The organism is Janibacter corallicola NBRC 107790, assembly GCF_001570965.1.
GTDB classification, from domain to species: domain Bacteria; phylum Actinomycetota; class Actinomycetes; order Actinomycetales; family Dermatophilaceae; genus Janibacter; species Janibacter corallicola.
In genome coordinates this window covers 89,328-112,560 of record NZ_BCSR01000007.1, presented here as the reverse complement: position 1 = coordinate 112,560, position 23,233 = coordinate 89,328, and the positions used below count along the sequence as shown (strand labels likewise).

The window sequence follows — 23,233 nt, the reverse complement described above, 5'->3', positions numbered from 1 at the left end:
GGTAGGCGGCGACCGCATCGGCAGGGGTCGCCGCGCCGCCGGTCCACGCCTCGCGGGTGCCTTCGGGCCAGCCATCCTCCGGCACCAGCTCGTCGACGAGCGGGTGCTCCGGCGCGAGGACCATGAAGGTCGCGCCGAAGAGGGTGTCCGGGCGGGTCGTGAAGACCTCGATGTCGTGGGTGGCTCCGTCGACGCCCTGGCCGGCGAAGGTGACCGACGCGCCCTCACTGCGCCCGATCCAGTTGCGCTGCATGGCCTTGACCTTCTCGGGCCAGTCCACCCGGTCCAGGTCATCGGCCAGCCGGTCCGCGTAGGCGGTGATGCGCATCATCCACTGGCGCAGGTTCGCGGTGAAGACGGGGAAGTTGCCGCGCTCGGAGCGCCCCTCGGAGGTGACCTCCTCGTTCGCCAGGACCGTGCCCAGGCCCGGCGCCCAGTTCACCGGCGCGTGGCTGGTGTAGGCCAGCCGGTACTCGTCGAGCAGGTCCGCCTGCTCCTTCGCCGTCAGGTCCGCCCAGGTGCGGGTCTCCCCCTTCGGCAGCGCCCGGGCGCCGGAGGCGAACTCCTCCACCAGCTCCCCGATCGGCCGCGCCCGACCGGTGCCGCCGTCGGGCCGGGTGGCCTCCGGGTCGTACCAGGCTTCGCGGATCTGGGTGAAGATCCACTGCGTCCACTTGTAGTAGTCGGGGTCGATCGTCGCGAAGGAGCGCCGGTCGTCGTGACCGAGGCCGAGGCGGCGCAGCTGGCGCCGCATGACGACCATGTTGTCCTCGGTCGTCTTGCGGGGGTGCTGCCCGGTCTGCACGGCGAACTGCTCCGCCGGCAGACCGAAGGCGTCGTAGCCCAGGCAGTGGAGCACGTTGCGGCCCTGCATCCGCTGGAAGCGGGCGTAGACGTCGGTGGCGATGTAACCGAGCGGGTGGCCGACGTGCAGCCCCGCGCCGGAGGGGTAGGGGAACATGTCGAGCACGAGCAGGTGACCGTCGTAGTCGGACTCCACGCGCTCCGGCTCGGCCCACGGGCCGGCGGGGTTCGGGGCGCGGAAGGTCCCCTCGGCCTCCCACCGGTCCTGCCAGTCGATCTCGATGCGACCGGCCATCTCGGCGGTGTAGCGGTACGGCGTCTCGCTCATCTGTGCTGGTTCTCCCGGGGGTCGGTGGTCCGACCTGAAGACTACTTCCCGCACCGGCCGGTCAGGAGACGGGATCGCTCTCGCGCTGCCGCGGGCGGAAGAAGTTCGGGTCGACCTCGAGGAGCTCGGGCAACTGCTCCTCCAGGCGCCGCAGCCGGCGCCGGGGGAAGGAGCGGGGCACGTAGTCATGGGTCGGGGCGTGCTCGAGCACGCCCAGGTCCAGCAGGGCGGGGACGTCGTCCTCGATCCGCCGCCGGTAGATCTCGGCCAAGCAGCGGCGCCGGCCCTCGTCGTCGAGGTGGTCGTTGGCCAGCACGCCGCGGACGGCGGCGCGGACGAGCTCCTTCTCCCCGCGGAACTTCGTCGCCGGACCGGCGCCGAGGTGCGCCTCCCACTTGCGCACGAACTCCTGGAGGGTGACCGACTCGTGGTGCACGATGTGCAACCACTCCGCACGGAAGTCCTCCATCGTCTCCTCCGCCCCGAAGCGGCGGGCGTGGTGGATGTGCAGGCCGAGGTCGCGCGAAGGGCGGATCCCCACCTTGCCGAGGACGTGACCGTGGAACCACCGGCGGTTGCTCGCGCTGTCCACGAGGTCGAGCACCTTCAGCAGCGCCAGCTCGTCCGGCTCGAGGAGGTGCTTGACGTAGTCCGCGTACTCGGGGTGGGAGGTGCTCACCGACTCCTTGGGGACCAGCCGGACCACCTCCACCTCCGGCCCGAGGGCCAGCAGGCGCTCCTTGTCGATGTCGAGCAACTCGTCCCCGTCGATGTGGAAGAGCCACTCCGCCTCGGGCACCTCGGCCAGCAGGTGGTTGATCCGGTTGGCGTTGATGGTCTGCCGGGTGTTCAGGCTCCTGGAAGGCTCGGGGTCGGTGTCCGCGTCGACGGCCGTGACGTGCGGGTGGCGGTCCAGGTGGGAGAGCACCTCGCGGTCGCCCCCTTCGACGAAGACGAAGAGGTGGTCCGCCCCGGCTGCGAGGTTGCCCTCGACAAAGTCCCGGACGTTGGCGAGCGAGTCCTTGACGGTACTGACGGTGCAAATCATGACGCTACGCCCCCTGTGGCCAAACCTGACTCGTGTCCGTGACAGGGACCGAACCTCCGTAGCATACCGCCACGTCGGCCCGAGGCAGGAGTCCTCGCCGACCGCGGCCTAGGGTGGCACCATGCACACCCCCATTCTGCCCCCGGACGAGGCCGCCCGGGTCCGGGAGCGCTGGGAGCGACTGGGCCTGCCCGGGATCATCGACGTGCACGTGCACTTCATGCCCCAGCGGGTGATGGACAAGGTGTGGGCCTACTTCGACGCCGCGGGCCCGAAGCTCGGACGCTCGTGGCCGATCGCCTACCGGATGAGCGAGCACGAACGGCTCAGCCGGCTCCGCGAGATGGGGGTCCTGTTCTTCCCGTCCCTGAACTACCCCCACAAGCCGGAGATGGCCGAGTGGCTCAACCAGTGGTCGGCGAAGTTCGCCGACGAGACACCGGAGGTCCTCCGCTCGGCGACCTTCCACCCCGAGCCGGGGGCCGGGGCCTACGTCCGCGCCGCGATCGAGGACGGGGCCAGGATCGTCAAGGCGCACGTCCAGGTGGGCGACTACGACCCGAACGACCCGCTGCTGGACGAGGTCTGGGCACAGCTCGCGGTGGCCGGGACGCCGGTGGTCCTGCACGCGGGCCACGGTCCGGCGCCGGGTACCCACACCGGCCCGGAGGGGGTGCGCCGCCTGCTGCAGCGATTCCCCGAGCTCACCCTGGTCATCGCCCACCTGGGGATGCCGGACTACGGGGCCTTCCTCGACCTGTGCGCCGAGTACCCGAATGTCCACCTCGACACGACGATGGCCTTCACGGGCTTCACCGAGGAGTCCTGGCCCTTCCCCGAGGAGCGAAGGGAGGACCTGCGCGCCCTGGGCGAGAAGATCCTCTTCGGGAGCGACTTCCCGAACATCCCCTACTCCTACCTCGAGGCCGTGGACGCGGTCCTCGACCTCGGGCTGGGGGCCGACTGGGAGCGGGGCGTGCTGCACGACAACGCCGCCCGGCTGTTCGGCGTTCGGGCGAACCCGACTCAGCCGCTCCTGAGGTGAGTGAGGAGCATCCCGACGGGGATGCTCACGAGCAGCACGAGCAGGAGCAGCCGGTAGCCGACCGTGACCGCCCGGGAGCCGGCGCCGAGGCGCAGGTCGGTGCGCAGCGCCAGGGCGAGCCCGAGCAGCAGCACCACCGAGCCGAGGTCGACGACCGGCGGTTGCCGCACGAGGACGCCGAGGAGGACGGCCAGGCTGCCCAGGTCCCAGGCGGCCAGCTGCAGCCAGCCGTCGCGATCCGGGGCCCGGGCACCGGCGCGGCGCCGGCCCATGACGTACTGGGCGGCGCCGGTGACGAGGACGAGGTAGGCGGCCGCCCAGCTGCCCTTCTCCCACCCGAAGGGTCCGGTCACGGCCGCGACGAGGCCGCCGAGGACGATGCTCGTGGCGCCGAGCGCCAGGTGGGCCGTGGCGGGAGCGGTCGGCGACGCTGAGCTGGTCGGGGCCACCTCAGCCGTTGCTGCCGGTGCCGACGGTGAGCAGGATGACCGAGTCCTCGAGGGCCTGCAGGTCGTGACGCTTCGGGGGGATGATCAGCAGCTCGCCGGCGCCGCCCTCCCAGGTCTCCTCCCCGGCGTTCATCCTCACCCGGCCCGAGATCACCTGCAGGGTGGCCTCCCCCGGGCTCTCGTGCGCGGCGAGCCCCTGCTCGCCCACCAGTGCCATGAGCGTCTGGCGCATCACGAAGTCGCGACCCCCGTGCACGGTCACCGCGCTGCGCCCGGCGGCCCCCTCGCGTGCCTTCGCCAGCTGCTCCTCGGCGAGCGTGGTCAATGACGTCGACTCCATGACAACTCCTTCACTCGGATCGTGGTGAGGCCACCCTATGCTTTCCGGTCTTTTTTTACTAAATTGTCTGTGTTAATTGTTCACGCCCCGGAGGAGCGCGCCATGACCACCCGCACCATCCCCTTCGCCGAGCGCGCCGACGATGCCGTCCACGGCCACTGGCTGCTGGCCCGCCTGGGCAAGCGGGTGCTGCGTCCCGGCGGCCTCGAGCTGAGCCGCACGCTCCTCGCGGCGGCCCGCATCGGTGGCACGGACGTGATCGAGCTGGCGCCGGGTCTGGGTCGTACCGCCGCGGAGATCCTCGAGCTCTGGCCGCGCTCCTACCGAGGGGTCGACTCCGACCCCGTCGCCGCCCGGGCCACCGAGGAGGTCGTCGCCCCGCTCGGCACGGTGACCACCGCCGACGCCTCGCAGACCGGACTGCCGGACGCGGACGCGGATGTCGTCATCGGGGAGGCGATGCTCACGATGCAGGGCGAGGGCGCCAAGGCGGCCATCGTCACCGAGGCGGTGCGGCTGCTCCGCCCGGGTGGTCGCTACGCGATCCACGAGCTGGCACTGGCCCCGGACTCGGTCCCCGACCGGGTCAAGACGGACATCCGCAAGGAGCTCGCCCGCTCGATCAGGGTCAACGCCCGCCCGCTGACGTCCGCGGAGTGGCAGGAGCTGCTCACCGCCCACGGGCTCGTCGTCGACCGCGTGGAGACCGCGCCGATGGCCCTGCTGGACCCGAGGCGGATCGTCGCCGACGAGGGGTGGCTCGGGGCGCTGCGCTTCGGCGGCAACCTGCTGCTCCACCGCGATGCCCGCGCCCGGGTCAAGCGGATGCGCGCCACCTTCACACGGCACCGGGAGCACCTGCGCGGCATCGCGATCGTGGCCCACAAGCCGCAGGATCAGCCCTCCGCCGGGTAGCTCACCTCCACGCCGTCGACCACGGCGAAGGAGGTCATCCGGTGCGGCTTCGTCGAGCCCTCACCGATGATGTCGAGGACCTCCACCCCGTGGGCGAGCAACGCGTCGCCGACGAGCGAGCGGTGGCAGCGCCACGGGACGGCCTCGGCGCACATGATCACCGGGGTCTCTCCCTTCGCGATGTCGAGGAGCCGATCCAGGCCGCGGTGGAACTCCTCGGTGCCCATGTGGTCCGCGTAGCCCTGGAAGGAGGCATTGCGCCAGGCGGTGTTGATCGAGTCCTTGCGGCGGGAGCGCCGGCCACCCAGCTCGGCGAGGTAGGTGTAGCCGAGCCCCGCGCCCGTGAGCGAGGACTCCAGCGCGTCGTGCCAGTACTGCGGGTTGTGCCGGGACTTCGGGATCGTGCGGATGTCCACCACCCGGGTGATGTCGTGCTCGCGCAGCAGGTCGATGAAGTCATCGACCGGGCGGGTCGAGTGACCGATGGTGTGGACGGTGGGCATCCGGATCACGCTCCCCTCAGGAGGCCACCCTCGCACGCGCGGCCTCGAGCTTCCCCTGGAGCTCCTCCAGGCCACGCACGAGCTCGGCACGGTGCCGGTCGACGACCTCGGACGGGGCGTGCAGCTGCCACCCCTCGTCCCGGTCCTCCCGGGCGATCGTGATGGCCACGGCCTCCTCGGTGACGTCGGCGCGCAGCACCCGGAAGACGGTGCGCAGCTGCTCCGCCGCCAGGCCCCCACCGTGCATGCCGTAGGTGACGAGCAGGACGGGCTTGCCGTTCCACTCCGCGTAGACCGTGTCGAGGGCGTTCTTCAGCGGAGCGGGGTAGCCGCCGTTGTACTGGCTGGAGACGATGACGACCGCGTCCAGCCCCGCCACGACCTCGGCCCATGCACGGGTGGCCTCGCGCTGGTAGTCACCGTCGGCCGGCGGACGTGGCTCGTCGAGCCACGGCAGGGCGACCTCCTTGAGGTCGAGGAGCCGGACGTCCGCCTGCGAGGCATCGTCGACGAGTGCGGCGACCCGGTCGGCGATGCCTCGCCCGACCCTCCCCGAGCGGGTGGTCCCGACGATGACGCCGATGGTCGGCACGGCCTGGTCCTCGATCACGTACACACCTCGGGATTCGTCCCCGACGACGTTCCGCCGCCGAACGGCCCCTCCGGCCGCGAGCAGCACAACGGGTCGACCGGTTCGGGTATTCCGGAACAGCTCCGGCGCTCTGGACAGGCCCCCTCGACAGCGAGAAGGCCGACCCGTGAGGGGTCGGCCTTCTCGTGTCCGGTGGAGCTGAGGGGACTCGAACCCCTGACCCCCTCCATGCCATGGAGGTGCGCTACCAACTGCGCCACAGCCCCGAGTTGTGCTTCCCCCGAAGGGGACTGGGAGAGTTTAACCCGACGTCCCCGTGGTTCTCCAAATCGGGCCCTCGCCCGCCTGCTGCGGCGGCGCGGAGGCATTCCACCGCTCGATGCGCCAACCCTCACGCCCCTCCTCCAGGAGCGCCCAGTGGCAGTTGCCGAAGCCGCCGAGCACCCGCCAGGCGAGCGACTGACCGAGCCCGACGAGCTCGGCGACGAGGCTTCGGCCGGTGACGCCGTGCGTGGCGATGACGACGCACTCCCCCGGCTCCATGGCGGCCGTGAGCTCCGCCAGTGCGCGCCGGGTGCGCTCCGCGACGTCGGCCAGGGACTCCCCGTGCCCGCCCCGGCGGAAGTCCTCGCCGGTGAGCAGCCGCTCGGCGTCCTCGGGGTACTGGGCGTGCACCTGCTCGGCCGTGAGGCCCTGCCAGCCGCCGGCGTGGATCTCCCGCCAGCGCGGGTCGGTGGCGACCTCGATCCCACCGGCCGCGGCGGCGACCTCCTCGGCGGTGTCACGCGCCCGGGCGAGGTCGGAGGAGACGATCCGCGAGGGTCGCAGGTCGGCGATGGCCGCAGCGGCGGCGCGTGCCTGCTCCCGGCCCAGCTCGGAGAGGTCGTGGTCCAGCTGGCCCTGCCAGATCCCCTTCGCGTTGGAGACGGTCTGGCCGTGCCGGAGGACGACGAGGCGGCGGGGTTCCCCCTTCGCCCCGGTCACCGGTCGGCGTCGGCGGTGCCGGTCACGCCGAGGTCGAGGTGGGGGCAGTCGCGCCAGAGCCGCTCGAGGTCGTAGAAGTCGCGCTCCTCGTCGTGCTGGGCGTGCAGCACGATGTCGCCGAAGTCGATGAGCACCCAGCGCCCGGGACCGTCGCCCTCCTTGCGCAGCGGCTTGATGCCCAGCTGCTCGAGCACGGCCTCCTGGACCGCGTCGACGATCGACTGGACCTGGCGTTCGTTGTCCGCCGAGACGATGAGGAAGACGTCGGTCAGCGGCATGTGGTCGGAAAGGTCCAGGCCGGTGATGGTGCTGGCCGACTTCTCCTCCGCCGCGCGGGCGGCGACCTTGGCCAGGTCGATGGCCTCTTGGGTGGCTACCACGATGTCTTGGTTCACTCTCCGTCGTCGGTGTAGAGGGCGTACTTGTTGATGTACTGCACGACCCCGTCGGGCACGAGGTACCAGACCGGCTCGCCCGCGGCGACCCGGGCCCGGCAGTCCGAGGAGGAGATCGCCATGGCGGGGACCTCCTGCAGCGTCACCTTGTCCCGCGGCAGCCCGGTCTCGCTGAGCGTGTAGCCGGGGCGGGTGACGCCGATGAAGTGGGCGAGCTCCCACAGCTCCTCGACGTCCTTCCAGGACAGGATCTGGGCGAGGGCGTCCGCGCCGGTGATGAAGAACAGCTCGTCCTCTGGTCGCAGCCCGCGCAGGTCACGCAGGGTGTCCGCGGTGTACGTGGGCCCCTCGCGGTCCACGTCGACCCGGCTGACGGTGAACCGGGGGTTGGAGGCGGTGGCGACCACCGTCATGAGGTACCGGTGCTCGGAGGCGCTGACGCGCTTGTGCGCCTTCTGCCAGGGCTGGCCGGTGGGCACGAAGACGACCTCGTCGAGACCGAAGCGCGACTGCGCCTCGCTCGCGGCCACGAGGTGCCCGTGGTGGATGGGGTCGAAGGTCCCACCCATCACGCCGACCCGCTTGCTCAGTGGTGGTCCCCGGTCTCGTCGTGGTCCTCGCCGTGGGCGACGGTGTTGTGCTTGCCCGGAACCTTGGTGGCGGCCTGGCGGAAGGAGAAGAGGGCGCACAGCATGACCGTGAAGATCAGCAGCGCGACGATCCCGTAGACGAAGGGCGGGACCGGCAGCTCGACGTGGTGCGTGGCCTCGGCGACAAAGGTGCTCAGCATGGGCCCATCGTACCGACACCGGCACGTGGCCGGGGCACCCCTGCCGAGTTGTCCACCGGCTGCTTCCACAGGCCTGTGGGCGGGAACGAGATCAGCGCTCTCGCGCTGTGGACGAGGCTGTGGGTTGTGTCCGCTCGCCGATCCTTACCCGTTCCGGTTGCCGTGGGGCGCCGACCCGGCGTAGAACAGTGCCCACACCGCGAGCCAAGGGGATAACGACGTCGATCGCCCCGACCGGGTATCACCCCCGGGAGGGGCACGGCGACCTGTGCGGCGTCGGCGCCTCGTGGCTCGTGTGTCACCGTCATGGCGCCTCCCCGCGCCATGCCGCTGCCGTCGCCGCAGGCCCGAAGGGCGTGGCACGTCGACACAACGGATGAGGGCCCCTCCCGTGAAGGAAGGGGCCCTCATCACGTCGGCCGACGAGTCCTGTCAGCGGATCTGGCCGTCGCCCTCCACGACCCACTTCGTGCTCGTCAGCTCCGGGAGGGCCATCGGGCCGCGGGCGTGCAGCTTCTGGGTGGAGATGCCGATTTCGGCGCCGAAGCCGAACTCGCCGCCGTCGGTGAAGCGGGTCGAGGCGTTGACGAGCACCGCGGCCGCGTCCACCTCCGCGGTCCAGCGGCGGGCGGCGGCGCGGTCCTCGGTGACGATGGCCTCGGTGTGCCCGGAGCCGTGCCGGCGCACGTGCTCGATCGCCGCGTCGAGGTCCGGGACGACGGCCACCGACATCTCCATGTCGAGGTACTCGGTGTCGTGGTCCTCCGGCGTCGCCGGCTCGACGGGCACGCCCTCCGGTGCGAGGCGCACGCTCTCCTCGTCCCCGTGCAGGGTGACGCCGGCCCCGGCCAGCTCGGAGAGCAGGCCGGGCAGCAGCTCCTCGGCGGCGCCGGCGTGCACGAGCAGCGACTCGGCGGCGTTGCAGACGCTCGGCCGGTGGGTCTTGGCGTTGAGGGTGATCGCGCGGGCCTTCGCCGGGTCGGCGGCGGAGTCGAGATAGACGTGGCAGTTGCCCACGCCGGTCTCGATGACCGGAACGGTGGACTCCGTGACGACCGCCCGGATCAGCCCCGCTCCCCCGCGCGGGATGAGCAGGTCGACCTGCCCGCGGGCCCCCATGAGGGCCTTGACGGCGTCGTGGTCGCCCTCGAGCAGCTGCACCGCGTCCTCGGGCAGCCCCTGCGCGGCCAGTCCGGTGCGCAGCGCCGCGACGAGGGCCCGGTTGCTCGAGGCCGCGGCCGAGCCGCCCCGCAGGATCATCGCGTTGCCGGACTTCAGGCCCAGCCCGGCCGCGTCGACGGTGACGTTGGGGCGGGCCTCGTAGATCATCCCGACGACGCCCATGGGGACCCGGACCTGCCGGATCTGCAGGCCGTTGGCCAGGGTCGAGCCGCGCACGACCTCACCGACCGGGTCGGGCAGCCCGGCGAGGTCCCGCAGTGCCTGCGCCACGGCGGCCACGCGGGCCGCGTCCAGGGTCAGCCGGTCCAGCAGGGCGGTGGCCATGCCCCCTTCGCGACCACGCTGCAGGTCCTCCTCGTTGGCGGCCAGGACGGACGGGCTCGCCGCATCCACCGCGTCCGCGAGCGCGAGGAGGGCGGCATCCTTCTCCCCCCGGGTGAGCAGCGCCAGCCGGTGGGACGCGGCCCGGGCGCGGGAGGCGAGATCGGCGACGAGTGCGATGCTGTCGGTCATGGCCCTCAGCCTACGAGCGCGCGGGGAGCGGCGTCCCGGGCGTCCGCGGGGCGGGCCGCGGATGGAATGATGGGCCGGTGACCACGATCCTCTCCATCCAGTCCCATGTCGCGTACGGGCACGTCGGCAACTCGGCCTCGGTCTTCCCGATGCAGCGTCTCGGCGTGGAGGTCTGGCCGGTGCACACCGTCAACTTCTCCAACCACACCGGGTACGGCGCCTGGCGCGGTCCGCTCATGGATCCCGCGCAGGTCGCCGACATCGTCACCGGCATCGGTGAGCGGGGCGGCTTCGGGCAGATCGACGCGGTCCTCTCCGGCTACCAGGGCGGCGAGGGCATCGGCGCGACCATCCTCGAGGCCGTCGCGAAGGTCAAGGAGGCCCACCCGGAGGCGATCTACGCCTGCGACCCGGTCATGGGCAGCGAGGCCACCGGGTGCTTCGTGCACGAGTCGATCCCGGTGCTGCTGCGCGAGCAGGTCGCCCCGCGGGCGGACCTGATCACGCCGAACCAGTTCGAGCTGGGCTACCTCACCGGCACCGAGCCGCACAGCCTCGAGGAGACCCTGGCCTCGGTCGACCGCGCCCGCGAGATCGGTCCGAGCACCATCCTGGTGACCTCGGTGCTGCGCCCGGACCGTCCCGAGGGCACGAGCGAGATGCTCGCCTGCCACGAGGACGAGGCCTGGATCGTGCGCACCCCGCACCTGCCGCTCAAGGCGAACGGCTCCGGCGACGTCACCGCCGCGCTCTTCACGAGCCACTGGGTGCGCACCCGCTCGCTGCCCGAGTCCCTCGGGCGCACCGTCTCCTCGGTCTTCGACCTGCTGCAGACCACGCTGGACTCCGGCGAGCGGGAGCTGCAGCTGGTGCAGGCCCAGGAGGTCTACGCGAACCCGCGGATGCAGTTCGAGGTCTCGCGGGTGCGCTGAGCCGCGCCCCGCTGGGTCAGAGCAGCGCCAAGTGGTCCCGGTGGATGACCTCGCGCTCGTACTGCGGGCCGATCGCGCTCGCCAGCTCCTTCGTGGAGCGACCCATCAGGTGCGGCAGCTCGCCCGAGGTGTAGTTGACCAGGCCGCGGGCGATGACGCCCCCGTCGGGTCCGACGACGTCGACCGGGTCGCCGTCGACGAAGTGCCCACTCACCCCGGTGATCCCGGCCGGCAGCAACGAGCGTCCCCGGTCGCGCAGGGCGGTCACGGCACCGGCGTCGATCTGCACCGAGCCCTTCGGTGTCGTGGCGTGCGCCAGCCACAGTCCCCGCGAGCCGCGGGCGGGCTGCCCGGCGCAGAACCACGTGCCCACGTCATCACCGACGAGCGCGGCCGCCGCGTTGCCGGCGGAGGTGAGCATCGCGGGGATGCCGGCGGCCCCGGCGATCTGGGCGGCCTCGACCTTCGTGGTCATGCCACCGCTGCCGACGGCGGAGCCGGTCGACCCGATGGCGATCGCGGCCAGGTCGGACTCCTCCCGCACGACCGGCACCCGGCGGGCACCCGGCGAGCTCGGCGCCGCGGTGTAGAGGGCGTCGACGTCGGTGAGCAGCACGAGCGCGTCGGCCCGCACGAGGTGGGCGACGAGCGCGGCCAGCCGGTCGTTGTCGCCGAAGCGGATCTCCTGGGTGGCCACGGTGTCGTTCTCGTTGATGATCGGCACCACGCCCATCGAGAGCAGGGCCTCCAGGGTGCGCCGGGCATTGGTGTAGTGGCCGCGCCGGGTGACGTCGTCGACGGTGAGCAGCACCTGCCCGACGGTCAGCTCGTGCCCGGCGAAGGCGTGCCGGTAGGCGGCGAGGAGCACCCCCTGCCCGACGCTCGCCGCGGCCTGCTGGCGGGCGAGGTCACGGGGACGGGTGGGCATCTCGAGCGGCCCGATCCCGGCGGCGATCGCACCGGAGGAGACGAGGACGACCTCGACGCCGGACCGGCGACGCTCGGCCAGGGCATTGACGAGCGCGGTCAACCGCGCCCGGTCCAGCTCCCCGCCGATGGCGCTGGTCAGCGAGGACGAGCCGACCTTGACCACGACCCGGTGGGCGGTGGCGAGGGTGGCGGCGCCCCCTTCGCCGGTCACTGCTCGCCGGTCCAGTGGCCGGCCTCGCGCTCGGCCCGCAGGTCCTCCCGGGCGGCGGTCTGGGCGTCCTTGCGGGCGTGGAACTCCTCGCGCCGCTCCTGGGTGGTGCGGCGGGTGTTCTCCTCGAGGCGGGCGTCGGTGCCGCGGCCACCGAGCATCTCGGCGCCGCCCACCAGCGTCGGCTCCCAGTCGAAGACGACCGCGTCCTCCTCGGGACCGATGAGCACGGTGGATCCGGCGACGGCACCAGCCTTCATCAGCTCCTCCTCGACGCCGGCGCGGGCCAGCCGGTCCGAGAGGTAGCCGACGGCCTCGTTGTTCGCGAAGTCGGTCTGGCGCACCCACCGGGTGACCTTGGGGCCCAGGACGCGGAAGAACTCGCCGTCCGAGCCCCCCTCGCGCCGCACCACGAAGCCGGAGTCGTCGACCGCCTTGGGCCGCAGCACGACCGGCCGGGGGGCGCTGTCCTCCTCGACCTCGGCCCGGGCGGCGAGGACGTGGCGGGCGAGGGCGAAGCCGAGCTCCTTGAGGCCGGTGTGGGCGATCGCGGAGACGATGTGGACCTCCAGGCCCCGTTCCTCCAGGTCCCCCCGGACCATCTCGGCCAGCTCGACGGCGTCCGGCACGTCGGCCTTGTTGAGCACGACGACGCGGGTGCGCTCCGAGAGCGGCAGCCCGCCGAGGCTCTGGTGCCCGACGTAGGCGGCCAGCTCCTCCTCGATGGCGTCCAGGTCGCTCATCGGGTCGCGGTTCGGCTCGAGGGTCGCGCAGTCGATGACGTGCACGAGGACCGAGCAGCGCTCCACGTGCCGGAGGAACTCCAGGCCCAGGCCCTTGCCCTCGCTCGCGCCGGGGATGAGCCCCGGGACGTCGGCGATCGTGTAGCGGGTCTCGCCCGCGGTGACGACGCCGAGGTTGGGCACGAGCGTCGTGAAGGGGTAGTCGGCGATCTTCGGGCGGGCGGCCGAGAGCACCGAGACGAGCGAGGACTTGCCGGCGCTCGGGAAGCCGACGAGGGCGACGTCCGCGAGCGACTTCAGCTCCAGCTCGACGTCGAGGAGCTCGCCGGGCTCGCCGAGCAGCGCGAAGCCGGGCGCCTTGCGCCGCCGGCTGGCCAGGGCCTTGTTGCCGAGGCCGCCGCGGCCCCCCTTCGCCAGGACCATGGTGGTGCCGGCGCCGACGAGGTCGGCGAGCACCTGCCCGGAGCGGTCGGTGACGACCGTGCCGTCCGGGACGGGGAGGACCAGGTCCTCGCCGCGGGCGCCGTCGCGCTCGTCGCCGGCGCCCGGCGCCCCGTTGCTCGCCCGCCGGTGCGGGCTGCGGTGGTACTCGAGGAGGGTCGTCACCTGCGGGTCGACGACGAGGACGACGTCACCGCCGTGGCCGCCGTTGCCGCCGTCCGGGCCGCCGAGCGGCTTGAACTTCTCCCGGCGCACGGACGCGACGCCATGACCGCCCTTGCCGCCCTCCACGTGGAGAACGACCCGGTCCACGAAGGTCGCCACGACCTCACCTCTTCCTTACCGATCCGTATGGGACGGCGAAGGGGGCGGGCCACCGTGGGCCCGCCCCCTTCGCAACAACGCTCTGCCTCGGAGCGTCAGCCGGCGGTGCCCGCCGGCAGGACGCTCACGGTCTTGCGGCCGCGCTTGGCGCCGTACTGCACCTCGCCCTCGGCGAGGGCGAACAGCGTGTCGTCGCCGCCCCGGCCGACGTTGTCGCCCGGGTGGAAGTGCGTGCCGCGCTGGCGCACGAGGATCTGGCCGGTACCGACGATCTCGCCGCTGAAACGCTTCACGCCGAGGCGCTGGGCGTTGGAGTCGCGACCGTTCTTGCTCGAGGAGACACCCTTCTTGGAGGACATGTCAGTGGTTCCTAACTCTTCTAGCGGAAGGCCTCAGGCCTTGATGTCGGTGATCTTCAGCTCGGTCAGCGCCTGGCGGTGGCCCTGGCGCTTCCGGTAGCCGGTCTTGTTCTTGTACTTGACGATGTTCACCTTCGGGCCCTTGGCGGCCCCGACGACCTCGGCGGTGACGCTGGCGCCGGCCAGCTTGTCCGTGCCGGAGGTGACGGTGGCACCGTCGACGAGGAGGACCGGCTCGAGGGAGACGGTCTGGCCCGCCTGCTCGGCGATCTTGTTGATGAGGATGGTGTCGCCGACGGAGACCTTCTCCTGGCGGCCACCTGCGCGAACGATCGCGTACATCAGTGGGAACTCACTTTCGCTGTGCTCCGGTGCACTCTCTCGGTCTGACCGGCAGGCAATCCTCGTGACCGGGTCACGAAGCGCTCGCTCGGTGGGCGCACCGAGGACCTAGGATACCGGGCCGCCCCCTTCGGCTGCAAAAGCCCAGCGCGAAGGGGGTGGGCCGGCACCTCAGGACTGGGGCGGACCGGCCTCGGAGGTGACCCGCTTGCGCTTGCGACGGGTGGGAGCCGGCGGCTCCGGGTCGGCGACCGGCGACGTCGGCGCCTCGCCGCTCTCCCCCGCGACCTGGGTCAGCGGGGCGGTCTCGCTCGCGGCGGTCGCGGTGAGGTCCACCGGCTCCAGGGAGACCGGCGCGCCGGCGCTCGAGGCGGCCCGGCGGCCACCACGACGACGTGAAGCCGTCGGCGCCTCCGGCTCGGGGGCCGGCTCCGGCTCGGCCGCGGCCTGCTCCGGCTCGGCCGCGGCCTGCTCGGGCTCGGGCGTGGGCTCCGGCTCGGGCGTGGGCTCCGGCTCGGCAGGGGCGGCCCCGCCGGAGAGGTCCACCGGGTCCAGGGAGACCGGCGCGCCCGCGCTCGAGGCGGCCCGGCGACCACCACGACGACGCGGAGCCGTCGGCGCCTCGGGCTCCGGGGCCGGCTCCGGCTCGGGAGTCCCGCCGTCGTCCTCGCTCGGCTCACCGGCGATGGTCTTGACCGCCGCGGCGTGGGCGGCCGCAGCGATCTGCGCGGCGGTGTTGCCGTTCTTGTCCTTCTCCTCCGGCTGGGGCTCGGTCTGCTTGTTCTTGCCGCCGCCCTTGGAGCGACCCTTGCGGGACCTGCCGCCGCCGTCGCCGCCCCCGGAGTGGTCGTGGGCGACCGGCTCGGAGTGGACGATCAGGCCGCGGCCGCCGCAGTGCTCGCAGGTCTCGGAGAAGACGTCGATGAGGCCGGAGCCGACTCGCTTGCGGGTCATCTGGACCAGGCCGAGGGAGGTGACCTCGGCGACCTGGTGCTTCGTGCGGTCCCGGCCCAGGCACTCCAGGAGCCGGCGCACGACGAGGTCGCGGTTGGACTCCAGGACCATGTCGATGAAGTCGACGACGATGATCCCGCCGATGTCGCGCAGCCGCATCTGGCGCACGATCTCCTCGGCGGCCTCGAGGTTGTTCTTGGTGACCGTCTCCTCGAGGTTGCCGCCGGAGCCGGTGAACTTGCCGGTGTTGACGTCGATGACCGTCATCGCCTCGGTGCGGTCGATGATCAGCGAGCCACCGGAGGGCAACCAGACCTTCCGGTCCATCGCCTTGGCGATCGCCTCGTCGATGCGGTGCCCGGCGAAGACGTCGCCCTCCCCGGTCCACTTCTCCAGCCGGTCGGCCAGGTCGGGGGCGACGGCGTCGATGTAGTCCTTGATCTGGCTCCACGCCTGCTCGCCCGAGACGACCATCTTCGAGAAGTCCTCGTTGAAGATGTCGCGGATGACCCGCACGGTCATCTCCGGCTCGGCGTGCAGGAGGGTCGGCGCGCCGCCGGCGGAGGCCTTCTTGCCCTTCTTCGCCTCGGCCTTCTCGCTGATCTTCTCCCAGGTCTTGGTCTGGCGCCGCACGTCGGCAGTCAGCTCGGCCTCCGAGGCGCCCTCGGCCGCGGTGCGCACGATGACGCCGGAGTGGTCGGGCACGACCTGCTTGAGGATGCTCTTCAGGCGCGAGCGCTCGGTGTCCGGCAGCTTGCGGGAGATCCCGGTCATCGTGCCCTCGGGCACGTAGACGAGGTAGCGGCCCGGCAGCGAGATCTGCTGGGTCAGGCGCGCACCCTTGTGGCCGATCGGGTCCTTGGTGACCTGGACGAGCACCGAGTCCCCGGAGGAGAGGGCGCTCTCGATCTTGCGCGCCTGGCCGTTGCCGACGCCCTGGGCCTCCCAGTTGACCTCGCCGGCGTAGAGGACGGCATTGCGACCGCGGCCGATGTCGACGAAGGCGGCCTCCATGCTCGGCAGCACGTTCTGCACCCGGCCGAGGTAGACGTTGCCGACCATCGTCTGGGTGGTCTCGCGGGAGACGTAGTGCTCGACGCAGACCTCGTCCTCGAGGACGCCGATCTGGGTGCGCTCCTCCTGCTGGCGCACGACCATGACCCGCTCGACGCTCTCGCGGCGGGCGAGGAACTCGGCCTCGGTGATGATCGTGCGACGGCGCCCGGCCTCGCGGCCCTCGCGGCGGCGCTGCTTCTTCGCCTCCAGGCGGGTGCTGCCCTTGATCGCCTGCGGTTCGTTGCGGCGGGACTGGCGGACCTTCGTCACGGTCCCGGGCGGGTCCTCCTGACCGTTGTTGCCGTTCCCGCCGTTGCCGCCGCCACCGCCGCGGCGGCGTCGACGCCGCCGCCGGGAGCTGCCGCCGCCCTGCTGGCCGTCCGCTGAGTCATCGCCCGAGTCGCCCGAGTCATCCCCGGAGTCATCGGCGTTCTTGTCGCCCTTGCCGTTCTTGCCGTTCTTGTCGCCCGAGGAGTCCTTCGAGTCCTCGGAATCCTCGGAGCTCGACTCCTGATCGGAGGAGCTCCTCTCGTCCTGGCCCCCGTGCTCGTCCCCGGAGCGGTTGTTGCGGCCCCGGCCGCCGCGACGCCGGCGACGCCTGCCCCCTTCGTCCTGGTCCGAGGACTGCTCCGGGGACTCGTGCGACCCGTGGTCCTCGTCCTGCCCGTCCTCGGGCTCCCGCCGCGCGGGCGGCTCCGGCGCGCTGACGGTCTCGGGCTGCTGGAAGAGGAGTCCGAAGCTCGGGACGCTCGCCACTGGCGGGGTCGATTCAGCGCCGGAATTGTCGGAGTTCTCGTTGTCGGTGGCCATGTGGCACCTCCTGCGCCGGAGACCGGCCCCAACACCGACACCCTCCTTCGGGTGCAACCGGCCGCTGGCGCGGCGTGCGTGGGCGTCTTCGCAGCCCACGGAAGCAGAGTCCGTGTTGCCTCGCGGCGGCTCGCGCCCAGCGCGGCACCCCCACGGGGCCGACGACTGCCCAGCCAGTGGCCTGATCGACCACGCGCTCGCTCCGCTGTCCTCGCGGCGATCGCGCTGAGTACATCGTCGGGGCGCACGACAGGTGTGGTGTGCCGCACGACCACCGTCAGTATCGCACAGCCGTCATCCTTCGCGGGTGAGCAGTTCGGCGAGGTGGACCCCGCGTCGCTCTGAGAGGTCGGCGATCTGGGTCTGGCAGGAGAAGCCGTCGGCGAGGACGACGGCCTCGGGTGAGGCCTCGCGGATGGCGGGCAGGAGCTGGAGCTCGGCGACGGCGACGGAGACGTCGTGGTGGCCGAGCTCGACGCCGAAGTTGCCGGCGAGCCCGCAGCAACCGCCCAGGCGTGTCACGGTCGCGCCGGTGGCGGCCAGGAGGCGTTCGTCGGCGCTCCAGGACATGACCGCGTGGTGGTGGCAGTGGGGCTGGGCGACGACCTCCGTGCCGGTCAGGTCCGGCGGGCTCCAGCGGCCCTCGTCCTTGGCGATCGTGAGCAGCTCGGCGAGGGTGCTCACGCCGCCGGCGACGGCGCGGGCGTCGGTGGAGTCCACGAGCCGGGGCAGGTCCTCGCGCAGTGCGGCGGTGCAGCTGGGCTCGAGGCCGACGACGGGGATGCCGGCGGCGGTGACCGGGGCCAGCGCGCGGGCGGCGTCCTGCAGGGTGTCGTGGGCGGCGTCCAGCTGCCCGGTGGAGATCAGCGTCAGGCCGCAGCAGGCGCTCTCGCGCGGGACGAAGGGGGTCATCCCCGCCTGCCGCAGCAGGGTGACGGCCTGTCGGCCCACGGCCGGTGAGAAGTGGTCGGTGAAGGAGTCGACGAAGATCGCGACCGGGTGCTCGGTCGTGGCCGCCTGCGCGATCGTGGTCACCATGCCCTCCCGGCGGGCCCAGGCCCGGAAGGTCTCCCGGGCGAAGGTCGGCACGCTGCGGCGGGGGTCCACGCCCGCGGCGGGCAGGGTGAGCTTCTTCAGGCCGGGCAGCGAGGTCATCGCGTTGGCCAGCCGTGGGGCCTTCGCGGCGATCCGTGCCAGCTGCGGCAGCCGGCCGAGGGAGTAGTGGCTGCGGGGCCGCAGCCGGCCCTTGTAGGTCTGGTGCAGCGCCTCGGCCTTGTAGGTGGCCATGTCCACCCCGGTCGGGCAGTCGCTGGCGCAGCCCTTGCAGGACAGGCACAGGTCGAGGGCCTCGTGGACCTCCGGGGAGGCCCACCCCTGCGTGGCGGTGGAGCCGTTGAGCATCTCCTGCAGCGCCCGGGCCCGCCCGCGGGTGGAGTCCTTCTCCTCCCCCGTGGCCTGGTAGCTCGGGCACATCACCGTGCTCGAGGTCCCCGCCGCGCGGCACTTGCCGACCCCGGTGCACCGGTGGACCGCTTGGCTGAAGTCGCCGCCGTCCTCGGCGTAGAGGAAGGCCAGCGGGCTCTCGGCGCGGGTGATCCGCCGCGCGGCCGGGATCCGGATGTCGGCCGCGACCGGGGCCGGGTCGACCAGCACGCCGGGCCCGAGCAGGTCGTGCGGGTCGAAGGCGTGCTTGACCGCCCCGAAGAGCTCGATCGCCTCCGGCGAGTACATCCGCGGCAGCAGCGCCGAGCGGGCTCGCCCGTCACCGTGCTCCCCCGAGAGGGACCCGCCGTGGGCGGCCACGAGGTCGGCGGCTGCCTCGACGAAGGCCCGGTAGCGCTCGGTCGCGCCGGGGGTGTCCATCGAGTGGTCGATGCGGATGTGCAGGCAGCCGTCCCCGAAGTGCCCGTACGGCAGCCCCTGCAGGTCGTGCTCCTCGAGCAGCTGGTCGAAGACCCGCAGGTAGTCCCCGAGCCGCTCCGGCGGCACCGCGGCGTCCTCCCACCCCGCGTGCGCGGGCCGGTCCCGCTGCGAGCGCGCGGACAGGCCCGCACCGTCCTCACGGATCTTCCACAGGGAGCGGGCCTCACCCGGGTCGCGGACCACCCGGGCATCGAGGGCACCAATCTCCCGGCAGATCCCCTCCGCGGCCGCCTGCGCCGCGGGCCCGTCCTCGCCGGGCACCTCCACCAGCAGCCAGGCGCCCCCCTTCGGCAGGTCGGGCACCGCCCACTCCCCGCGACGTACCCGCACCACGTCCACGATCCGCGAGTCGATGCCCTCCGCGGCCACCGCACCCAGACCCTTGAGCCGGTGGGCCACGTCCCCCGCCGCGTAGATGTCGCTGAAGCCCAACACCGCCAACGCGGTCGCCGGCGGATCGGTCACCAGCCGCACCCGCGCCCGCGTCACCACCGCCAGGGTGCCCTCCGAACCGACGATCATCCGGCCCAGGTCGCGCCCGTTCTCCGGCAACGTGTGCTCCAGGGCGTACCCCGAGACCTGCCGCCCAAAGGTCCCGAACTCCGTGCGCATCGTCGCCAGGTGCGCATCCGTCAGCCCGTGCAGCTGCGCCGTGAGCTCCTCGTCCCCTGTCAGCGAAGGGGGCTCCCCGGCCACCGACGTGACCGCACCCAGGTGCCGCCCCCCGGCGGTCAGCAGCTCCATCCCCACGACGTTGTCACTCGTGCGCCCGTACCCCAGCGCCCGGTTGCCGCACGCGTTGTTGCCGATCATCCCCCCGACCGTGCACCGGGAGTGGCTGCTCGGATCCGGCCCGAACCGCAACCCCACCTCGCGGGCCCGGCCCTGCAAGGTCGCGTGGATGGTCCCGGGCTCCACGAGCGCGGTCCGCGACTCCGCGTCGACCTCCAGCACCCGGTTCAGGTGCCGCGAGGTGTCGATCACGATCCCCGGCCCGATCGCGTTCCCGGCGCACGAGGTGCCCGCGCCCCGCGCGGTGATCGGCACCCCCGACTCCCGCGAGAACGCCACCGCCGCCTCGATCTCCTCCACGTGCCGCGGGAAGACCACCACCTGCGGTTCCACCCGGTAGATCGAGGCATCCGTGGAGAACATCCCCCGCGTCAGCGAGTCCTCCCGCACATCGGAGATGCCGGACCGCCGCAGGGCACCGGCGAGGTCGGAGGTGGTCGTCGCGCTCATGGCACGATTCTCCACTCTTCCCCGCGGGCGTCTACCAGGGGACCGCGAAGACCAGGATCACGAGCACGGCGATGAGCAGCGCGCCCCCGAGGGTGTAGGCGCGGCGGGCCCCCGGGCTCCACTCGCCGACCGGGAAGAGGGCGAAGCCCACCCCGTAGACGACGGCGACGATGACGACGGCGGCAGTGGCGAAACCCATGCTCAGGCTCCCGGGTAGAGGCGATCGATGTCCGACTGGAACTTCGTGGCAACGACCTTGCGGCGCAGCTTCAGGCTCGGGGTGAGCTCCCCGTCCTCGACGGTGAGGTCGCGCCCGAGGATGTGGAACTTCTTGATCTGCTCGTGGGGGTTCAGGCCCTCGTTGAGCTCGTCGATGTAGGACTGGACCATCTCCTGGGCCTGCAGCGAGGAGACGACCTCGGTGTAGCCGGCGCCCCGCAGGCCGTTGGCCTCCGCCCACGGCCGGAGGGCCTCCTCGTCGAGGGTGACGAGGGCGGTGACGTACTGGCGACCCTCGCCGTGCACGAGCAGCTGGCCGACGTAGGGGCAGATCCCCTTGAACTTCGCCTCGATGAGCGAGGGGGCGACGTACTTGCCGTTGCTCGTCTTGAACAGGTCCTTCTTGCGGTCGGTGATCGAGAGGTTGCCGCGCTCGTCGAACTCGCCGATGTCGCCGGTGTGGAACCACCCGTCCTCGGTGAGCACCTCGGCGGTCGCCTCCGGGTTGCCGTGATAGCCCCGCATGGTGTGGGGGCCGCGCAGCAGCACCTCGCCGTCCTCGGCGATCTGCACCTCGGTCCGGGGCATCGGCTGCCCGACGGTGCCCACCCGGTGGGCATCGGGGCGGGCGACGGTGGCCGCCGCAGCGTTCTCGGTGAGGCCGTAGCCCTCGAGGATCGGCAGGCCGGCACCGTTGAACCAGTGGGCCACGTCGGTGTTCAGGGCCGCGGACCCGGAGATGAAGAAGCGCACCCGGCCACCGAAGCGCTCCCTGATCTTGGCGAAGACCAGCCGGTCGGCGACGGCGTGCTGCAGCTTCAGCAGCGCCCCGACCGGACGCTCCTCGGAGCGGGCGCGGGAGTACTGCCGGCCCACGCCGGAGGCCCACGAGAAGATCTTGGCCTTGGCTCCCCCTTCGGCAGCCATGCCGAGGGAGACGCTGCCGTACACCTTCTCGAAGATCCGGGGCGCGGCCGCCATGAACGTGGGGCGCACGACGGCGAGGTTGTCCACGATCTTCTCGACCCGGCCGTCGATCGCGGTGTGCAGACCGATGTCCAGGGAGACGATGAGCAACACCTTGGCGAAGACGTGCGCCAGCGGCAGCCAGAGATACTGGACGTCGTCCTCGTCGAGCAGTCCCATGGCGCGGATGGCCGCCCCCTGGTAGGTCCACGTGGAGTGGACGAGGCGCACCCCCTTCGGGCGGCCGGTGGTCCCGGAGGTGTAGATGATGCAGGCCAGGTCCTCCGGGCCGGTGGCGTCGATGCGCTCGTCGACGACGCCGGGCTCCTCGGCGAGCCGCGCGGCCCCGCGCTCCTCGACGTCGGCGAGGCTGATCACCCAGTCGCCGGTCTCGACGCCCTCGGGGTCGATGACCACGACGTGCTCGACGCCGGGGATGATCTCGCGGACCTCACGCAGCTTGGCCACCTGGCCGGCGTCCTCGGCGATGACGACGCGGCAGCCGGAGTCGTCGACGATGTAGCCCACGTCGTCGCTGATCGAGGTCGGGTAGATCGTCGTCGTCGCGGCGCCGGAGGCGAGCACCGCGTAGTCGGCCAGGGCCCACTCGATCCGGGTGCTGGAGGCGAGCGCGACGCGGTCCTCGTGCCGGACGCCCAGGTCGATGAGGCCGGCGGCCAGCGCCCACACCCGCTCGCCCAGCTGGGCCCAGGTCAGCTCGTCCCAGGCGATGCCCGAGGGGAAGGAGTAGGCGATCCGGGCCGGGCTCTGCGCGATGCGGCTCCGCAGCAGGTGACCGACGGTGGGCTGGCGCTCGTCGATCACGCTCTCGGCGGAGGGCTGCTCGGCCGAGACGGGGGCGGTGGACATGGACACGGCGAGCGCTCCTTCGGGGCGAGGGTGGTGACCGCATCATCCATCACGGGGGGCGCCTTGTCAGCCCTCCGGCACTCCCAGGATCTCGCGGGTGCGCCGCACGTCCTCGGCCATCGCCTCGAGGAGCTCCTCGACCGAGTCGAAGCGCAGCGTCGGGCGGACCCTCCCGACGAAGTCCACCGCGACCTGCTCGTCGTAGAGGTCCAGGTCGGTCCGGTCCAGGACGTAGCCCTCGACGACGCGGACCTGCCCCTCGAAGGTGGGGTTGGTCCCGACCGAGACCGCCGCCGGGAGCCGGCGGTCCGGGGCGTCCTCGGGCCGATCGAGGCGGGTGAGCCACCCGGCGTAGACCCCGTCCGCGGGGACCAGCCCGAGGCTGTCGTCGGCGAGGTTGGCCGTCGGGTAGCCCAGGTCGCGGCCGCGGTGGTGCCCGTGGACGACCTCCCCGACGACCCGGTGCGGCCGCCCGAGGATCTCCCCGGCCGCCGTCACGTCGCCCTCGGCGAGGTGGGCGCGCACCGCGGAGGAGGACCAGCGCTGCCCGTCGCCCTGGTCGTCGATGACGACGAGGGCGAAGTCGTGCTCCTCGGCGAGCTCCCGCAGCAGCGAGACGTCCCCGGTGTAGTCGGCGCCGAAGCCCTTGGTGTCGGCGCCGACGACGAGCACCTGTGCGTCCAGCCCCTCGACGAAGGTCCCGACGACGTAGTCCACCGCGCTCGTGCGCGCGAACTCCAGGGTGTAGGGCAGCACGAGGACGCCGTCGACGCCGGCCTCCTCGAGCAGCTCGTCGCGGAGGCGCCCGGGGGCGATGATCTCGGGGGCGTGCTCGGGGTGCATGACCGCAGCGGGGTGGGGGTCGAAGGTGACGGCCACGACCGGCAGCCCCCGATCCCGGCCCTGCCGGACCAGCTCGTCGAGGATCGCCCGGTGCCCGCGGTGCACCCCGTCGAAGTTGCCGAAGGTCGCCACGCAGGGCGTGAGCTCGCTGGGGGTGGCGTCGGGGTCTGACCAGTGCAGCAC

23 protein-coding genes and 1 tRNA gene are annotated in these 23,233 nt (G+C 72.3%); 3 read left to right on the top strand and 21 right to left on the bottom strand.

Annotation, left to right across the window (positions count from 1 at the left end; translation table 11 throughout):
* Nucleotides 1-1,132 (bottom strand): class I tRNA ligase family protein (locus JCO01S_RS05060; RefSeq protein ID WP_157074486.1); only part of this gene is annotated, 1,132 nt, incomplete at its 3' end.
* 61 nt (nucleotides 1,133-1,193) lie between these two features.
* A complete protein-coding gene (locus JCO01S_RS05055; RefSeq protein ID WP_068251648.1) occupies nucleotides 1,194-2,180 on the bottom strand; it encodes a glycosyltransferase family protein in 987 nt (328 codons plus the stop codon).
* A gap of 121 nt (nucleotides 2,181-2,301) precedes the next feature.
* On the opposite strand from JCO01S_RS05055, the gene JCO01S_RS05050 reads away from it, so the two are divergent.
* Complete coding sequence (locus JCO01S_RS05050; RefSeq protein WP_068251644.1) at nucleotides 2,302-3,225, top strand: amidohydrolase family protein; 924 nt, start codon at nucleotides 2,302-2,304, stop codon at nucleotides 3,223-3,225.
* Here JCO01S_RS05050 and JCO01S_RS05045 read toward each other — a convergent pair.
* Both JCO01S_RS05045 and JCO01S_RS05040 read right to left on the bottom strand, forming a co-directional pair.
* Nucleotides 3,207-3,674: a hypothetical protein gene (locus JCO01S_RS05045; protein ID WP_068251639.1), complete on the bottom strand. Its 468-nt coding sequence runs from the start codon at nucleotides 3,672-3,674 to the stop codon at nucleotides 3,207-3,209. The genes JCO01S_RS05050 and JCO01S_RS05045 overlap by 19 nt on opposite strands.
* Nucleotide 3,675: 1 nt before the next feature.
* The gene (locus JCO01S_RS05040) at nucleotides 3,676-4,014 is read right to left on the bottom strand and encodes a cupin domain-containing protein (RefSeq protein WP_068251636.1); all 339 of its coding nucleotides are present in this window, start codon (nucleotides 4,012-4,014) and stop codon (nucleotides 3,676-3,678) included.
* A gap of 102 nt (nucleotides 4,015-4,116) precedes the next feature.
* On the opposite strand from JCO01S_RS05040, the gene JCO01S_RS05035 reads away from it, so the two are divergent.
* Nucleotides 4,117-4,929 carry a class I SAM-dependent methyltransferase gene (locus JCO01S_RS05035; RefSeq protein WP_068251633.1) on the top strand — a complete coding sequence of 271 codons (813 nt, stop codon included), beginning with the start codon at nucleotides 4,117-4,119 and terminating at the stop codon, nucleotides 4,927-4,929.
* Here JCO01S_RS05035 and JCO01S_RS05030 read toward each other — a convergent pair.
* The 8 genes from JCO01S_RS05030 to JCO01S_RS04995 form a co-directional block, all read right to left on the bottom strand.
* On the bottom strand, nucleotides 4,911-5,432 hold the full coding sequence (locus tag JCO01S_RS05030; protein ID WP_068251630.1) for a DUF488 domain-containing protein: 522 nt from the start codon (nucleotides 5,430-5,432) through the stop codon (nucleotides 4,911-4,913). The genes JCO01S_RS05035 and JCO01S_RS05030 overlap by 19 nt on opposite strands.
* Nucleotides 5,433-5,448: 16 nt before the next feature.
* Nucleotides 5,449-6,042 carry an NADPH-dependent FMN reductase gene (locus JCO01S_RS05025; RefSeq protein ID WP_169796896.1) on the bottom strand — a complete coding sequence of 198 codons (594 nt, stop codon included), beginning with the start codon at nucleotides 6,040-6,042 and terminating at the stop codon, nucleotides 5,449-5,451.
* A gap of 175 nt (nucleotides 6,043-6,217) precedes the next feature.
* Nucleotides 6,218-6,290, bottom strand: a tRNA-Ala gene (locus JCO01S_RS05020).
* Nucleotides 6,291-6,324: 34 nt separating this feature from the next.
* Nucleotides 6,325-7,008, bottom strand: coding sequence for a histidine phosphatase family protein (locus tag JCO01S_RS05015; protein WP_068251627.1), 684 nt, complete (start codon nucleotides 7,006-7,008; stop codon nucleotides 6,325-6,327).
* Nucleotides 7,005-7,388 carry a ribosome silencing factor gene (rsfS, locus tag JCO01S_RS05010; RefSeq protein ID WP_068251710.1) on the bottom strand — a complete coding sequence of 128 codons (384 nt, stop codon included), beginning with the start codon at nucleotides 7,386-7,388 and terminating at the stop codon, nucleotides 7,005-7,007. The genes JCO01S_RS05015 and rsfS overlap by 4 nt, the downstream gene beginning before the upstream one ends.
* Before the next feature lie 11 nt (nucleotides 7,389-7,399).
* Nucleotides 7,400-7,975, bottom strand: coding sequence for a nicotinate-nucleotide adenylyltransferase (gene nadD / locus JCO01S_RS05005; RefSeq protein WP_281189174.1), 576 nt, complete (start codon nucleotides 7,973-7,975; stop codon nucleotides 7,400-7,402).
* Between the two features lie 14 nt (nucleotides 7,976-7,989).
* The gene (locus tag JCO01S_RS05000) at nucleotides 7,990-8,193 is read right to left on the bottom strand and encodes a hypothetical protein (RefSeq protein WP_068251624.1); all 204 of its coding nucleotides are present in this window, start codon (nucleotides 8,191-8,193) and stop codon (nucleotides 7,990-7,992) included.
* 432 nt (nucleotides 8,194-8,625) lie between these two features.
* Nucleotides 8,626-9,888: a glutamate-5-semialdehyde dehydrogenase gene (locus JCO01S_RS04995; RefSeq protein WP_068251621.1), complete on the bottom strand. Its 1,263-nt coding sequence runs from the start codon at nucleotides 9,886-9,888 to the stop codon at nucleotides 8,626-8,628.
* 77 nt (nucleotides 9,889-9,965) lie between these two features.
* On the opposite strand from JCO01S_RS04995, the gene pdxY reads away from it, so the two are divergent.
* Entirely contained in the window at nucleotides 9,966-10,820 is an 855-nt protein-coding gene (gene pdxY, locus JCO01S_RS04990) for a pyridoxal kinase PdxY (RefSeq protein ID WP_068251618.1), read from the top strand.
* 16 nt (nucleotides 10,821-10,836) lie between these two features.
* On the opposite strand, the gene proB is transcribed toward pdxY, so the two are convergent.
* The 9 genes from proB to JCO01S_RS04950 all read right to left on the bottom strand — a co-directional run bounded on the left by proB (nucleotide 10,837) and on the right by JCO01S_RS04950 (nucleotide 23,233).
* On the bottom strand, nucleotides 10,837-11,961 hold the full coding sequence (proB, locus tag JCO01S_RS04985; RefSeq protein ID WP_218002223.1) for a glutamate 5-kinase: 1,125 nt from the start codon (nucleotides 11,959-11,961) through the stop codon (nucleotides 10,837-10,839).
* A complete protein-coding gene (gene obgE, locus JCO01S_RS04980) occupies nucleotides 11,958-13,466 on the bottom strand; it encodes a GTPase ObgE (RefSeq protein ID WP_068251615.1) in 1,509 nt (502 codons plus the stop codon). The genes proB and obgE overlap by 4 nt, the downstream gene beginning before the upstream one ends.
* A gap of 95 nt (nucleotides 13,467-13,561) precedes the next feature.
* On the bottom strand, nucleotides 13,562-13,825 hold the full coding sequence (rpmA, locus tag JCO01S_RS04975; protein WP_068251611.1) for a 50S ribosomal protein L27: 264 nt from the start codon (nucleotides 13,823-13,825) through the stop codon (nucleotides 13,562-13,564).
* 33 nt (nucleotides 13,826-13,858) lie between these two features.
* The gene (gene rplU, locus JCO01S_RS04970) at nucleotides 13,859-14,167 is read right to left on the bottom strand and encodes a 50S ribosomal protein L21 (protein WP_068251608.1); all 309 of its coding nucleotides are present in this window, start codon (nucleotides 14,165-14,167) and stop codon (nucleotides 13,859-13,861) included.
* 171 nt (nucleotides 14,168-14,338) lie between these two features.
* Complete coding sequence (locus tag JCO01S_RS04965) at nucleotides 14,339-16,987, bottom strand: Rne/Rng family ribonuclease (protein ID WP_084342635.1); 2,649 nt, start codon at nucleotides 16,985-16,987, stop codon at nucleotides 14,339-14,341.
* A 294-nt stretch (nucleotides 16,988-17,281) separates the two neighbouring features.
* The gene (locus JCO01S_RS04960; RefSeq protein ID WP_068251606.1) at nucleotides 17,282-20,152 is read right to left on the bottom strand and encodes an FAD-binding and (Fe-S)-binding domain-containing protein; all 2,871 of its coding nucleotides are present in this window, start codon (nucleotides 20,150-20,152) and stop codon (nucleotides 17,282-17,284) included.
* Between the two features lie 31 nt (nucleotides 20,153-20,183).
* Nucleotides 20,184-20,351, bottom strand: a complete 168-nt coding sequence (locus tag JCO01S_RS15635) for a hypothetical protein (protein WP_157074485.1) — start codon at nucleotides 20,349-20,351, stop codon at nucleotides 20,184-20,186.
* A gap of 2 nt (nucleotides 20,352-20,353) precedes the next feature.
* The gene (locus tag JCO01S_RS04955) at nucleotides 20,354-22,207 is read right to left on the bottom strand and encodes an AMP-dependent synthetase/ligase (RefSeq protein ID WP_068251700.1); all 1,854 of its coding nucleotides are present in this window, start codon (nucleotides 22,205-22,207) and stop codon (nucleotides 20,354-20,356) included.
* Between the two features lie 66 nt (nucleotides 22,208-22,273).
* Nucleotides 22,274-23,233, bottom strand: coding sequence for a bifunctional riboflavin kinase/FAD synthetase (locus JCO01S_RS04950; protein WP_439645690.1), 960 nt, complete (start codon nucleotides 23,231-23,233; stop codon nucleotides 22,274-22,276).

What these genes read in the sequence shown, in the direction of transcription:
- rplU (WP_068251608.1), bottom strand. Translation starts at nt 14,167, where the DNA reads ATGTACGCGATCGTTCGCGCAGGTGGCCGCCAGGAGAAGGTCTCCGTC.
- JCO01S_RS04995 (WP_068251621.1), bottom strand. Translation starts at nt 9,888, where the DNA reads ATGACCGACAGCATCGCACTCGTCGCCGATCTCGCCTCCCGCGCCCGG.
- JCO01S_RS05035 (WP_068251633.1), top strand. Translation starts at nt 4,117, where the DNA reads ATGACCACCCGCACCATCCCCTTCGCCGAGCGCGCCGACGATGCCGTC.
- JCO01S_RS04965 (WP_084342635.1), bottom strand. Translation starts at nt 16,987, where the DNA reads ATGGCCACCGACAACGAGAACTCCGACAATTCCGGCGCTGAATCGACC.
- JCO01S_RS05050 (WP_068251644.1), top strand. Translation starts at nt 2,302, where the DNA reads ATGCACACCCCCATTCTGCCCCCGGACGAGGCCGCCCGGGTCCGGGAG.
- JCO01S_RS05040 (WP_068251636.1), bottom strand. Translation starts at nt 4,014, where the DNA reads ATGGAGTCGACGTCATTGACCACGCTCGCCGAGGAGCAGCTGGCGAAG.
- JCO01S_RS15635 (WP_157074485.1), bottom strand. Translation starts at nt 20,351, where the DNA reads ATGGGTTTCGCCACTGCCGCCGTCGTCATCGTCGCCGTCGTCTACGGG.
- rpmA (WP_068251611.1), bottom strand. Translation starts at nt 13,825, where the DNA reads ATGTCCTCCAAGAAGGGTGTCTCCTCGAGCAAGAACGGTCGCGACTCC.
- JCO01S_RS04960 (WP_068251606.1), bottom strand. Translation starts at nt 20,152, where the DNA reads ATGAGCGCGACGACCACCTCCGACCTCGCCGGTGCCCTGCGGCGGTCC.
- JCO01S_RS04955 (WP_068251700.1), bottom strand. Translation starts at nt 22,207, where the DNA reads ATGTCCACCGCCCCCGTCTCGGCCGAGCAGCCCTCCGCCGAGAGCGTG.
- JCO01S_RS05030 (WP_068251630.1), bottom strand. Translation starts at nt 5,432, where the DNA reads ATGCCCACCGTCCACACCATCGGTCACTCGACCCGCCCGGTCGATGAC.
- JCO01S_RS05000 (WP_068251624.1), bottom strand. Translation starts at nt 8,193, where the DNA reads ATGCTGAGCACCTTTGTCGCCGAGGCCACGCACCACGTCGAGCTGCCG.
- JCO01S_RS05055 (WP_068251648.1), bottom strand. Translation starts at nt 2,180, where the DNA reads ATGATTTGCACCGTCAGTACCGTCAAGGACTCGCTCGCCAACGTCCGG.